The sequence below is a fragment of the Nocardia cyriacigeorgica genome (assembly GCF_010858045.1).
Lineage (GTDB): Bacteria > Actinomycetota > Actinomycetes > Mycobacteriales > Mycobacteriaceae > Nocardia > Nocardia cyriacigeorgica_E.
In genome coordinates, this window is record NZ_JAAGVC010000037.1 from 1 (window position 1) to 13,806 (window position 13,806).

At 70.8% G+C, this 13,806-nt stretch carries 7 protein-coding genes and 1 pseudogene; 6 read left to right on the forward strand and 2 right to left on the reverse strand.

Going from position 1 to position 13,806, the window contains the following annotated elements:
• On the reverse strand, positions 1 to 1,907 hold a 1,907-nt coding region (locus GV790_RS31920; protein WP_375139418.1), incomplete at its 3' end, for an IniB N-terminal domain-containing protein.
• A 237-nt stretch (positions 1,908 to 2,144) separates the two neighbouring features.
• Between GV790_RS31920 and GV790_RS23265 the strand changes: the two genes are divergently transcribed.
• The 6 genes and pseudogenes from GV790_RS23265 (at position 2,145) to GV790_RS23290 (ending at position 12,468) form a co-directional block, all read left to right on the forward strand.
• Positions 2,145 to 3,953 (forward strand): Hsp70 family protein, encoded by a 1,809-nt coding sequence (locus GV790_RS23265; protein WP_163816050.1) that lies wholly within the window; start codon positions 2,145 to 2,147, stop codon positions 3,951 to 3,953.
• Complete coding sequence (locus tag GV790_RS23270) at positions 3,946 to 6,435, forward strand: LuxR C-terminal-related transcriptional regulator (RefSeq protein ID WP_163816052.1); 2,490 nt, start codon at positions 3,946 to 3,948, stop codon at positions 6,433 to 6,435. The genes GV790_RS23265 and GV790_RS23270 overlap by 8 nt, the downstream gene beginning before the upstream one ends.
• A gap of 1,423 nt (positions 6,436 to 7,858) precedes the next feature.
• A pseudogene (locus GV790_RS31925) lies at positions 7,859 to 8,116 on the forward strand (helix-turn-helix domain-containing protein); the annotation flags it as partial.
• Positions 8,117 to 8,118: 2 nt separating this feature from the next.
• Positions 8,119 to 9,303 carry a hypothetical protein gene (locus tag GV790_RS23280; RefSeq protein WP_256673482.1) on the forward strand — a complete coding sequence of 395 codons (1,185 nt, stop codon included), beginning with the start codon at positions 8,119 to 8,121 and terminating at the stop codon, positions 9,301 to 9,303.
• 169 nt (positions 9,304 to 9,472) lie between these two features.
• Positions 9,473 to 10,819, forward strand: a complete 1,347-nt coding sequence (locus tag GV790_RS23285) for a S1 family peptidase (RefSeq protein WP_163816133.1) — start codon at positions 9,473 to 9,475, stop codon at positions 10,817 to 10,819.
• Positions 10,820 to 11,193: 374 nt separating this feature from the next.
• Positions 11,194 to 12,468, forward strand: a complete 1,275-nt coding sequence (locus tag GV790_RS23290) for a S1 family peptidase (RefSeq protein ID WP_163816056.1) — start codon at positions 11,194 to 11,196, stop codon at positions 12,466 to 12,468.
• A gap of 487 nt (positions 12,469 to 12,955) precedes the next feature.
• Here GV790_RS23290 and GV790_RS23295 read toward each other — a convergent pair whose 3' ends face one another.
• On the reverse strand, positions 12,956 to 13,696 hold the full coding sequence (locus tag GV790_RS23295; protein WP_163816058.1) for a hypothetical protein: 741 nt from the start codon (positions 13,694 to 13,696) through the stop codon (positions 12,956 to 12,958).
• Positions 13,697 to 13,806 lie beyond the last annotated feature (110 nt).

Below are 13,806 nucleotides of genomic sequence, written 5' to 3' on the forward strand. Positions count from 1 at the left end.
TCCTCGACCTGCTGCGCGACCCGGAAGCCGCGGCCGGCTACTGCCTCAACCCCTGCCAGGCCCGCCCCCAGCTCGGCACCGCCGCCGACGACGCCACCCGCACCGGCCTCGATCCCCGCACCGATGTCACCGCCGAGCCCCACACCAGCCTCGAGCGCGCCATCAATCGCGCCACCCACACCCGCACCGAGGTCACCCCCGAGCTCCAGACCGGAATCCACAGCACCACCGACACCCGCCCCCAGCTCACCACCGAGCTCCAGACCGGAATCGATGGCACCGCCGACCGTCCCGTCGAGATCGGTATCCACAGCCCCACCGATGCCTGCACCGAGGTCGCCGCCAAGCTCCAGACCGGAATCGATCGCGCCGCCGACACCCGCACCGAGGTCGCCAGCGAGGTCCAGACCGGAATCGATCGCGCCGCCGAGTCCCGCACCCAGCTCACCACCCAGTTCCAGGCCTGCGTCCGACGAGCCGCCGAGGCCCAGTTCGAGCCCGCTGCCGACGGAACCGCCGAGGTCCAGCCCGGTGTCGATCGCACCGTCGAGGTCGGCGCCCAGCTCGCCACCAAGGTCAAGACCGGTGTCGATCGCGCCACCGACGGCCCCACCGAGGTCGGTATCCACAGCACCGCCGATGCCTGCCCCGAGGTCGCCGCCGAGTTCCGCACCGATATCGAGCGCGCCATCAATCGCGCCACCCACGCCCGCGCCGAGGTCACCCCCGAGCTCCAGCCCGGTATCCACAGCACCGCCGACACCCGCGCCGAGGTCCAGCCCGCCGCCGATGGCGCCGCCGAGGTCCGCGCCCAGCTCACCACCAAGATCCAGACCGGTGTCGATCGCGCCATCAATCGCGCCACCCACGCCCGCGCCGAGGTCACCACCCAGTTCCGCACCGGTATCCACAGCACCGCCGACACCCGCACCGAGGTCACCCCCGAGGTCCAGCCCACCGCCGATGGCGCCGCCGAGGTCCGCGCCCAGCTCACCACCAACGTCCAGACCGGTGTCGATCGCGCCACCGACGGTCCCACCGAGGTCGGTATCCACAGCCCCGCCGATGCCGGCGGCCAGGTCACCACCCAGTTCGAGGCCTGCGTCGATCGCGCCATCGGCTACGCCGCCCACGCCGGCTCCGAGGTCGAGCCCGGTGTCGATCGCGCCGTCCAGCACCGCGTCGAGGTCGGTATCGATCGCACCACCGATCCCGCCGGCCAGGTCACCACCGAGCTCCAGGCCCGTATCGATCGCACCGCCGATGCCGGCCGCGAGGTCACCGCCCAGGTCCAGGCCCGTATCGATCACACCGCCGATCCCGCCCGTCAGATCCCCGCCGAGGTCGATGCCGGTGTCGATGGCGCCGTCGACTATCGCGCCGAGGTCGATGCCGGTGTGCGCGCCGCCGCCGAGGTCGATGCCGGAGCCCAGGTCGAGGTCGATGCCGGTGTTCGCGCCACCGCCCAGATCGATGTCGATGCCGGTGTTCGCACCACCACCCAGATCGATGTCGAGGTCGGTGTCGGCGGAGCCGCCGAGGTTCAGGCCGAGGTCGGCGCCGAGGTTCAGGCCTGCGTTGGCGGCCGCTCCGGCACCTACCGCGCCCACGGCGCCGATGGCGGCGCCTGCGGCGGCCTGGGCGCCGGCGGCGATGATCGCCGTCAGCTGGGAGCCGCCGCTGACCAGGGCCGATTCCGCGACCATCGGGGCTACGGCGGTGATGTCTTCTGGCGTGACGTCCGGCAGCCCGGCGGAGGCGAGGGCCTGGCAGGGGTTGAGGCAGTAGCCGGCCGCGGCTTCCGGGTCGCGCAGCAGGTCGAGGATGAACTCGAGAATCGCGTTGGGTGTCATCGAGAATCTTCTCCTGGGCTCAGCGGACCAAGATCCGCGGTCGTTGGAATGCATTTCACGCTAGGGACGCGAGTCGTTACTCCGGAACGGGGCAAAGCCCCACATTCGCGGCCCGGCACCCATTAGGGGCATTCGATCGGTTAGGGGAAATTCCCCGTATCGCCCCGAGCCGGTAACAGCGGACACGCAGCAACCGACATGCGGGTTGAGTCGGGCAGCGTCCCGATTCGTTTCCTGATCAAACAATCTCGGCATCGGCAGCGGCACTCGGTTCGAATGGGGATCTTCGGCATGACACAGCGTCTGGCGCTCGGCATTACCGTCGGGTCGGCGAATTCGGTTGCCGTACTGGCAAGCCGGGACGGCGAACCCGGCATCGACAGCGCCTCGGTGCTGACCCATCCGACCGTGCTCCGCCTAGTTCCCGGCGCGCCCGCGCTCTTCGGCACCGAGGCCATCGACGGCGGCAGGCACGCGCCCGGTGTGCGGATCGACGGTTTCGTGTCGCGAGTCGGCGACCCGGTGCCCATGCTCGCCGACGACGGCACCTCACATACCGCATCCGACCTGGTAGCGACGGCAATCACGCGTCTCGTCGAGGAGTCGGCCGACCCCGGCGCGACGGTGGTCGCCTGCCATCCGGCGCACTGGACCGCGCACACCGTGTCCGTGCTGCGCACCGCACTCGACGACGCGGGCGCGGCCGATGTCGCGTTGATACCGGAACCCGTTGCGGCAGTGCGCTGGTCGTGCGCCGCGGGCCGGACCACCGGCGACGGCGCCGTACTCGTCTACGATCTCGGCGCGACCGGCCTGACGGTCTCGGTGGTGCGCACGGGTGATCGAATCGAGTTGCTCGGCGCTCCGGCGCATTCGACCGATATCGCCGGCGCCGAATTCGATCTGCTGACCATGCGCTATGTGCTGGCAAACGCTCCCACCGGAATTGATGCCGACCCCTTCGACCCCGCCGTCGAACGCGAATTGACGGCCCTCCGGGAACGCTGCCGAATTGCGAAAGAAGAGCTTTCCACACATACCGCGACCGTGGTCACGACCGGCCCCGACGGCGCCACGGTCCGGCTGGTCCGCGACGAACTCGAAGATCTACTCCGCGCTCCGCTGCGCGATTCCATGCACCTGATCCGTGACGCGGTGCATCGCGCCGGCATCGATATCGGTGACGTCCACCAGGTTCTGCTGACCGGCGGTGGCGGCGCGATCGGGCTGCTCGCCGAACTGATCTCCTCCGAGTTCGGCCTTCCGGTGGTCTCGGCCGCCGAGCCGGCGCACACCAGTGCTCTCGGCGCGTCGGCCTTCGCGGCCGATCTCGCCGACACGGCAGTCGAAACCGTCTCGTTCGCCGCGATCGGCCACCTGCCCGACGAGTCAGACGAGCCGGCCACCGAGTCGGTACGCCCCGTGTCGGCACCGACCCCGCTCCCCCTCCCGGTCGACACCCGCAAGCCGGGAGCCGCCCGAACTCGCCGGCGCCGGATCGCCATCGTCGCGGCCGCCGCGGCCGCCCTCGGGCTGCTCGCCACCGGCACCGTCGCGGTCAGCACGGGCGCCGGGACGGGCACCCAGCATCCTGCCGCCCCTGAGCACACCTCGTCGTCGACGGCAGGCACGCCCGGGACGGCCGGTGGGCCGACCACCGCCGGAGCTGGATCGGCGGCCACCGGCGGCACCGCAGGCACCGTCGCCGATGCCGGGACATCGAAAGATGGTGCCGGTCAAGCGAACCCCTCGACGCCGGGGGCGGTCACCGTCGTCAACTCACAACGCGAGGGTGCCCCCGCCGGTCCGGCCGGTTCGGCGCCATCGCCCGCTGCCCCCGGGCCGGGCCAAGCGCCACAGCCCGCACCCCAAGCCCCCGCGCCCGCGCCGCAAGCCCCGCCGCCTGGACCGCAATCACCTCCGCCCGGGCCGGCACCGCAACCACCGGCACCGGCACCGCAGCAGCCGCCGGCGCAGACGCCGAAGCTACCCACCGACGGCCTGACCGACACGCTCGGTGAGACCGTCGAGGGTGTCGGCGGCACCGTGGGCACCGTGCTGCGCGCGCCGGGCGAGATACTCGGCGGTTCCGGTGGCTGAACCGGTACCGGCCGCGGCCTTCGATACGCTGCCCTGCGCCCGGGAGCTGTTCCGGGAACTGGATTCCGAAGCGCCCGTTGTGCATCTGATCCGGGGACGTTCCGGCACGGGTAAGTCGACGCTGCTCGAGGCGGTGCGCGCCAAACTGCGCGAGCGGGGCGTCAAGGTCTTCGACACTCCGGGTGACGATGGTGCCCCGGCCGGCGCGGCCCTGGTGGTCGACAACGTCGACGTGCTCGACCACGCCGAGCTCGAATCGCTGCGCGCCGCCATCGATTCCGGCGCATGCACCGTCGTCGCGGCGGGCCGCCCCCGCCATCACGATCCGCGGCTGCGGGCCCTGTTCGACGCGGCCCTGCGGCGCGGTCGAGTCGTCGAGCTGCGCCCACTCGGTGTCGCCGAGATCGCCCCGTTCGCCAGAGAACTCGGTCTGTCGGTGCCGCGTGCCGTGGCCGCGCACATCCACAAGCAGACCGACGGGATCCGCGGCGGTGTGGTGGCGGCGTTGGCGGCGGCCAGTAAGGGCCGCCTCGATGCGGGCATCGACGCCGTCGACGCCGCGGTCGACGGCTGGGCGAGGACGGTCCTCACCGATATCGATCCGGCCCTGCTCGACACGCTGGCCGTCGCCACCACCGGAAGCGGTTTGGACGCAGGCGAACTCACCGAGGTCCTCGGCGTCGATGCCGGCACCGCCCGCGATCTGATCGACCGCGCCAGGGCCACCGCCCTCATCACCGACGCCGATCTGCTGCTCGCGCCTGCCGTGCGGCCGCTGCGCGCGCTACTCGGCGAACGACGCTTCCTGACGATTCAGCGCGATCTGCTCACGGCCCGCCTGGAGGCCGGGCTACTGCGCGATCACACCGCCGTCTTGCTCGCCGAATCCGGCGTACGCGACGCGCGCCTGGCCGAATTCCTCTGCACCGCAGCCGAGAACAACGGCAACGACGCCGTCCGCTATTACGCCGCGGCCGCACAGGCCGGCGCGAACCGCGACGCCATTGCGGTGCGCTGGGCCCACGCCGCCGCCCACGACGGCGATTACGACACCGCGCTGCGGCTGGCCGAACCGTTGCTCGCCCGCGACGACGCCCCCGTCGCGAATCTCGCTGCCGCCGTGCGCCTCTGTGCCTGCATCCTGACTCGGCGCGGCCTGACCGATCGCGCCGCGCGCCTCTACGCCTGGCTCGGTCCCGAGCGCGCGGGCGCCGAGTGGGCCGAAGGCGCAGCGGTCCTCTACCTCTCCGGTGACGCCGAGACGGCCGCGGCCATGGCGACAGGCGCGGGCCGCTGGCCCCCGACCGAAGCGAACACCCCCATCCGGCTCGTCGCCGAGGCGCTCGGCCATTCCCTGCACGGACGTCCGGGCGATACCGCGAACGCGATCGCCACCCTGGTGCGCGCCACCCACTCCACCACCACCCGCTTCGCGCCGTGCACTCCCACCGCGGCCGCGACCCTGCTCTGCCTGAGCACCGGGGATCCGGCCCGCGCCGCCCAGACGCTGCGCCGGGCGAACGCGAGCGGCGCCCAGTTGCCGGTGCTCTCGGCCTGGACGGCCCTGGCCTGCGGTGACGAAACCGGCGCCACCACCGCCCTCGCCGCCGTCGACTGGGATCGCCTCGACGTCCGCGACGCGCTGCTCGGCCATGCCGCAACGGTCGGTCTGGCCCGGCGCAGCGGTGATCAGGCCGCGCTGACTCAGGCCTGGCAGGCGGCCCAACCGCTGCTGGACGAGGTGGAGGCGGATCTGCTCACGCTGCTCCCGATCGGCGAGCTATGGCTGGCGAGCATCCGCTGCGACGACGAACACCGGATGACCGCGCTCGTCGAGGGCGCCAACACACTGCTCGACCGGCTCGGCCATCCGCCGGCCTGGGCCAACCTGTTCCACTGGTACGGCGTGCAGGCCGCCATCGCTCGCGAGCGCCCGGACGAACTGCTGCCGCACGCTCATGCGCTCAAGGCCGCCGCCGAGTCGGGCGACCGGCACGCGGGCGCCCTCGCCGACGCAGGCCGCACCTGGGTGCTGGTGCTGCGCGGCGAGGTGCGCGCCGACCGGGTGGAGGCCGCGGTGGCCGCGCTCGGTGCGATCGGGCTGAGCTGGGACGCGGCCCGCTTGGCCGGAGACGCCGCGCTGGCCGCGCCCGATTCGGCCACCGCCACCTCGCTGCTCAAGTTGGCGCGCACCGTGCGCGCCGATGCCCGTCCGTCGGCGCTCGCCCCGATCACCCCGCCACGACGTGCCGCCACCAGCGCCGACACCGGCGACGACGGGCTGCTCAGCGACCGGGAGAGCGAGGTCGCCGAATTGGTGCTGCTCGGCCTGACCTATCGGGAGATCGGCGCCCGGCTCTACATCTCGGCCAAGACCGTCGAACATCACGTCGCCAGGATCCGCAGGCGCCTCGGCGCTGGTTCGCGCTCGGAGCTGCTGGCCATGCTGCGCGCGATGGGGTACGGATCGCTGCTGGTCTGACGCCCGGCGGGGCGTTAACAGCGGCGATGCCGAGATCGAAATCGTCGATGGGAGGACGCAAACACTCGAACGCCGTGCGCACTACGCCTAGGCTCGAACGGGGGTTCAGATGACAGCCGAGATCGCGAACAACACGAATCGACCGAGACGCAACGGTTCACCACCGGCCACCGATCCACCGGCGGCGAACGTAGCCGCCCTTACCGCCGCGCGGTCCGGCGCGATCGATGACACCGCCGCCACCCGCGCACAGCCGCCGGCCGGGTTCAGGTCGACCGAGCGCCGTGGCGCCGCCGACCCAGGGCCCGGCCACCGATTCGAGTCCATGCCGTTCGCGCAGGCGATGTTGCGCGAACTGAACCGCCGCGACGGCCCACCACCGGTCTACCTGGTCCGTGGCCGCGCAGGCACCGGGAAATCCGCGCTGCTCGGCGCCGCCCGCGACCTGCTGACCTCGCACAACGTCAAGGTGTTCGACGATCTGGCGACCTTGCCGAAACGTCTGCTCGCCGACACCGAGCACGAGGCCGCGGCCCGGCGCGCCGTGCTCATCGACGACATCCACCTGCTCACCACCGATGACATGCAGATGTTGAGCGCGGTGGTCGGCGCCCGCCGCCACACCGTCGTCGTCGCGGCGCAGCCACGCCCGCACGACCCCGACCTGCGCGCCCTCACCGAAACACTGGCCGGGCACGGTCGGGTGATCGAACTGCGCACGCTCGGCCTGCCGGAGCTGATGTCGTTCGCGCGGGAACTCGGGCTGCTCGTGCCGCGCCCGCTCGCCGAATACATCCATGCCCGCACCGGCGGGATTCGGGCCGGCATCGTCGCCGCCCTGCGCGCTGCCTGCGCGGCCCGCCGCGAGGCCGCGGTCGGCGCGGTGGACCTCGCCGTCGCCGGCTGGGCCACGAACCTGCTCGCGGGTCTCGCACCGGAGCTGCTCGACACCCTGGCCGTCGCGAGCGCGGGCACCGGACTCGATGCGAGTGAGCTGGCCGAGGTGTTCGATATCGATTTCGCCTCCGCCCAGGATCTCGTCGACCGGGCCAGGGCGACCGCCCTGGTGACCGACGCCGATCTGCTGCTCGCGGCCGCCGTCGATCCGCTGCGCGCCCAGCTCGGCGTCCAGCGATTCGTCACGGTACAGCGGCGGCTGCTCATCACTCGGCTCGACGCGGGCCTGCTGCGCCCGGACACCGCGATGCTGTTCGCCGACTCCGGGGTACGCGATCCGCGATTGGCCGACTTCCTCGTCTCGGCCGCCGGTCGCGCCGGCGGCGTCGAGGCGGTGCGCCTCTATTCGGCGGCCGTGGCGAGTGGTGCCGATCCCGGCGCGATCGTCGATCGCCGGGCGCTGGCCGGCCACCACATGCACACGACCGTCCCCACCGAGCCGCCGCCGCAGCCGAACCCCGCGCCGCCCACCCCGTTGACCGACCGTGAGCAGCAGGTCGCCGAGCTGCTGCTGCTCGGCCTCACCTACCGCGAGATCGGGTCGAGGCTCTACATCTCCGCCAAAACCGTCGAGCACCATGTGTCCCGGATACGGCGCCGGATCGGTGCCGGGTCCCGCGCAGAGTTATTGTCGATGCTCAGCGCAATGGGACACGGCCCGCTATTGGTGTGGCCGTCGCGCGGAACGATCCGGATCGAGCAGGACGCCGAAGCGAGGACATGAGGATGGCCACTGGGGTGGGCCTGCGTATCGCCGCCGAGGAGTGCACCGCGGCGATCGTAACCAACGACGGCGAGCCGGAGTACATCGTCCGTGAGCCGGTACTGCACATGTCCGACGAGGGCGACGCCGAACTCGGCGGCACCGCGCCGGCCGGGCACACCCACACCATCACCGGATTCGCCGAAGCCGTCGGCGACCCGGCCGGGATCTCGGTCGACGACGGACCCGCCTACCGGGCCGAAGACCTGGTGGCCACTGCCCTGTTCTGCCTGATCAATCTCACCGCCGACCATTTGAACGGCGCCGCGGAGTTCTACGCCACCCATCCGGGCGACTGGCCGCAGCAGCAGGTCACCGCCCTGCGCGATGCTCTCGACTATCTGGGTCTGCGTTCGGTGGTGCTGGTCAGCGAGGCCGAACTGCCCGCGGCGAGCGAACTGCCCGCCGACGCGGGCGCCGACACCCCGGCCCGGGTGTACGCCTACGGTGCGGCCGCCACGGCACTGACCGCGGTGCTGGCCACGCCCGCGGGCAACACCCCGCCGGATCCGGCGACTGCCGAGAACTCGACCCTCGACACCGACGTGATTCCCGCGGTCCCGGCTCCGGAGCCGACGGCGCAGGCGTATTCGGCCGCGATCCCGATCGCCGAGCCGCCCGCCACCGAGATGGCGGCCGAGATGGCCGCGGTCGCCCCCGAGGCCACACCCGCCGAACCGGCCGCGACAGCCGAGAAACCGGCCGCCAACAGCCGCACGCCCGTGCTGATCGCGGTGGCGGCGCTCGTGGGTCTGATCCTCGGTGGCATCGGCGTCGCGGTGCTCTTCCGCGAGGACGACAGCACCCCCATTCCGCCGATACCCGATGCCAAATCCGAACAGGTGACGGCGAGCCCCACCCCGCCCGCACCGCCACCCGGCCCGCTTCCGGTCGCACCGCCACCGACCACCGTGGCCCCGCCGGTCACCGAGGAGCCGCCGGTGACGGCAGCGCCGACGACCGAACCGGAGCCCGCGCCCGAGCCGCCGCCGAGCGAACCGCCGCCCCCGCCCACCTCGGAGCCGCCCATCAGCACCGGCAGTTCGTCGACCAGCCCGAGCCGGACGACGACGACCACCCGTCCGTTCCAGCCGATGCCGCAGCTGCCGCTGCCGCCCGCGCTGGAAATCCCCGGCACTCGCCGATAATCGCCGACCAAGTGGCGACGGGTGTGATGTGTGGCATAAAGTGATCCGCTGACCGGTCACAGCGGTATCCCGCGCACCACCGGTTCATAGCTCCACGTAGGCTGTGCGCCAACGGATTCTGCCCGTGGCCACGGATTACCTGGCACATCTGTGCCGACGAAGGGACTTCATGCGCAAGTCGGTGGCGCGTCGCGCCGCGGTCAAAGCTGCCATCGCCTCGACCGTTCTCCTCGCCCCCATGTTCGGCACCAGCCCCGCCGTGGCCGAGGCCCCGCAGCTGAAACCCGGTGAGCTACCGGCCGAGCTGGTCCAGGCCATCTCGCGCGACCTGAAGATGACCCCGACCGAGTATCTCGACCGTTCGGCACGGGCCCAGCAGCTGAGCAGCTACGCCCGCGAATTCCGCGCCGAACGCCCGGACGCGTTCGCCGGCGCCTGGATCGGCACCGACGGCAAGCCGGTCGTCGCCGTCACCTCGCCGGACGCCGCCAAGATCGCGGCGGCCGACGGCTACCAGACCCGCCTGGCCCCGGTCTCGGCGGACAACCTGGAAACCTCGCTGACCCAGCTGAATCAGTGGATCGGCACGCTGCCGAACGAGCTGTCGAGCGCGATCAACTCGGTGGCCATCGACTTCCTCAACAGCCAGCTCGTGCTCAGCGTCGCCAACACCCCGGTGGGCCACATGCTGAACCTGCCGACGCTGATCGCCAACGTCAAGGTCATCCTCTCGCCGGGTGGTGGCGGCCCGGTCGAGCGTCGCCCGATGGGCGGCGACACCTACATCAGCGCCCCCGGCTCGCTGAAGGACACCGCGCTGCGCGGGGTCGATGTCTGCTCGTTCGGCTTCAACAGCGTCGACGCCGCTGGTAACGCGCTCAATATCAGTGCCGGACACTGTAATCCGAATCTGGGCAAGGGCGATCAGCAGGCCGGGGTCTACATGCCCAACGTGCGTGACATTCCGGCCAGCCCGGAGCTCGGCACCTTCGTGCGGGCCAACCTCGGTGGTCAGAGCGGCCTGGATTACTCAGTCATCAAGCTGAACGACCGCGCGGTGCGGGCCGGCATGGACCAGCCGTCGGTGCGCGGCGCCAACGGCACCACCCTCACCGTCACCGGCATCGCCGATCCGGTGATCGGCGCCCCGGTCTGCAAGTCGGGCCAGTCGTCCACCTTCACCTGCGGCTTCGTGGTGGCCGATCGGGTGGAGACGCAGCTGTTCACCGCCGACGGTGAGTCCAAGACCGTGCGCGGCTTCGCCAGCACCGCCTGCACCCTCGGCGGCGACAGCGGCGGCGCGATCGTCTCGGGCACCCTTGCCCTCGGCATCACCAGCGGCTCCAACGCCGCCGAGGCGCCCAGCTGCGACGAAGCCAATATCGCGCTGGCCCAGTACGGCGGCACCGCGACCCTCGGCATCCCGATCCGGCCGATCCTGGCCGACATCAACGCCTCCGCCGGTGGTGGGGTCGGCAGCGGGATCACCGTGCGCACCCGCCCGAACGCGGGCTGAGCCGCAAGGCTTTACGAACACGGTCCCGGGCCGTCCGAGCGCTGAATGTCGGCGTGCGGGCGGCCCGGTCCGCGTTTTCGCCGGGCTGCCGGCTCGGGTAGCACCGACGGTGCGGTATCGCGGGCGCGGCGACTCTGTACTCGTGGCGGTCGGCGGTTTTCGTGGCGCCCGACAAGGTCATCGGCGCAAGATCAGTGGCGACCTACAACTCGGCGCCGTATGCGGCCCCGTACCCCGCCTGATCTGTCCGGATTCGAGCAAACCGGTCGGCCGAACAAGTAGGCATCGGAGGCTGGAGCCCATATAGTCTGGTCATGCTCCTGCCACGCATAGGTCATTTCCGGTCGCCCCGGACAGCTCCGCAACGGACTGGGATGCGAAAAGCCGCGATCGCCGCCTCGGCCGCGATCCTGCTGTTCGGCCCCACCGCAGCGGTCGCGTCAGCCCAGCCCGACACCGAACCCGGGCTGCCCGCCGAGCTCATCACCGCGGTCTCCCGCGATCTGAAGATCTCGGCCGACGAATACCTGCGCCGCGCCGACCTCGCCCAGCAGGTCGCCGCGTTCGCGGCCACCGCGCAGCGGCAGTTCCCGCAGGTGTTCGGCGGTGCGTGGCTCGACGACGCGGGCAAGGCCGTCGTCGCCCTCGCGCCGGGCTCCGGCATCGACGAGGCTCGCGCGGCCGCCGAATCCGCCGGATTCGAGGTGCGCAACGTGGCCAAGAGCCAGTCCGCGCTGCGTGGTGAGAAGAGCGCGTTCGAACGCTGGCTCGACGAACAGCCGGAGCCGGTGGCCTCGCTGGTGCGCGGCGTCGTCATCGACACCGTCAACAACAGCATCGCGGTGCGGGTGGACAAGCCCGGCCTGCCGATGCCGAGCTTCGTCGACCCGGCCCGCGTCATCGTGATGGCCCCGCCGGTCGCCGGTGAGGCGCTGCCGTCGGCCGATCCGATCGCCGAGGTCACCGGCGCTTCACTGGCCGGTGGCGACGGCTACGCCTCGGTCGCCGGGCGCACCTCGCTGCGCTGCTCGTTCGGCTTCAACGGCGTCGACCGGGACGGTGCCACCGTCAACGTCACCGCGGGCCACTGCAACCCCGACATCGCCAGCGCCGGCGGCGGTAACGCCGCCGCCGTGCACGAGCTGCTGCCCGGCGACAAGCTCGGTGGCAAGCTCGGCACCTTCAGCAAGTCCGTGCTCGGCAACCAGGACTACTCCATCGTCCGCATCGCCGATCAGGCCCGGGATCGCTTCGCCAACAACGCTGTTCGCGTGCCCGGCGCCGCTCCGATCCTGGTCGACGGTGTCGCGACGCCCGTCGTCGGCGCCCCGGTCTGCAAGTCCGGTTCCCGTACCGGCTTCAGCTGCGGTGTGGTCAATGCCGTCGATCAGACCGTGCAGGTCGGTGACCGCCAGCTCACCCAGAGCTTCTCGGCCAATATCTGCGCCCTGCCCGGCGACAGCGGCGGCCCGATCGTGACCGGCCGTCTGGCCCTCGGTATTTCGAGCGCCTCCTCGGTGGCCGACTTCCCGGTCTGCGAGATCCCCAACCTGATCGGCGCCCTCACCGGCAACACCCCGCAGTTGTTCGCGCAGCCCGTCAGCGTGGTGCTCTCGGACAACCCGGGCCTGCGGATCCGCACCAACTAGGTACTACGCTCGGCAGAGACGTCGAGAGGCCGGCAGCGTACGTGCTGCCGGCCTCTTTCGTTGTACGGGGAGCCCGCGACGGATTCAGCGAAGGACGCAATGCTCGCCGCCGGTAATCACTGCGGTATACCGGCATTCGCCGTACCAGTCGGGTTCGACAGCCGGGTGCTGGATGCCCAGCGGCGCCGGAACTCACACCCCGCCGCTGCGCGATCCTGCTACCGCGCCGCGTGCTCACCGCCCCCCCGCGCCGCCCGCTCATGCGGAACTGCGACTCATTGCCGCCTGATCGGCCCGCAGGGACGCGAACCAACTAGAGATGAACCCGGGGTTACCCCTCGGCTTCTCGGATGCTCAATGGGCCGGGAGCGGGGTATCCGGCACGCGGCCCCCGCCCGGCTTCTCGACCTTCAACGGCCCGAAACGCAAACCAGCCCGCCCCTTTCGGGACGGGCCAATTGCTCGAGCCTGAACTGCCTGATGGCAGTTACTTCTGACCCTTCATGTTCTCGTCGGACCACTTGGTCGTGCCAGGCTCGGCCTGCATCGTGTTGATGAGCTCGATACCCGCAGCGATCAGGGCGGGGCCGCCAACCGCAATGGTTCCGAGGATTCCGCCGACGCCAGCGCCGGTGACCAGGCCCGGGAGGCAGCCGGCCGGAATAGTGATCACGCAACCGATGACCGCGCCGATCGCGGTTCCGACGAACCCGCCGATCGCAGTGGCGATGCCGAAGTTACTAGCGAACTCGTTCTGGGCACGCTGGTTCTCGATAGGCGATGCCACAGGCTTCGCAACCAACGGCTGCTGTCCCGCAACGAAGTCCGCAGGCTTCTCCGGGGTGATTTCGAGGACCTTGTCGTCCTCCTTGATCTCGGACTTCACCGGGATCACCGTTTCGGCAGCAGTGAACTCCAGAGGGAACGAAACAACCGTATTGCCCTTGTCGTCCTTGATGTCGACAACCTTGACCTTTGGAGCCTCCGCCTCGGAGCCGGCCTCGGACGGCTCAGCGATGGGCTTGCCTTCCTTGGTGACCATCTCCTTCTCGGTTAGAGAGAAGGTTCCTCCCTTAACAGTGGCCACGACGGTCTTGTCGACCAGCTTGACGGAATAGCTGATGGGCTGCGCCGCCTCGGCCGCCGGTTCAGCGTGAGCCGTGCCGAACCCCATGGCCATCGCGCCGGTCACCATCGCGGCAATCGCGGTGGTCTTGCGGAGTTTCATTCAGTTTCCAATCCATCATCAGGTTGTCCGTGCACCGATGACGCCCACGTGCGAGCTCAATCATTTCGGCCGGCAACTCCGAAATCCCCTCCGAGCATTGTGAACACAGG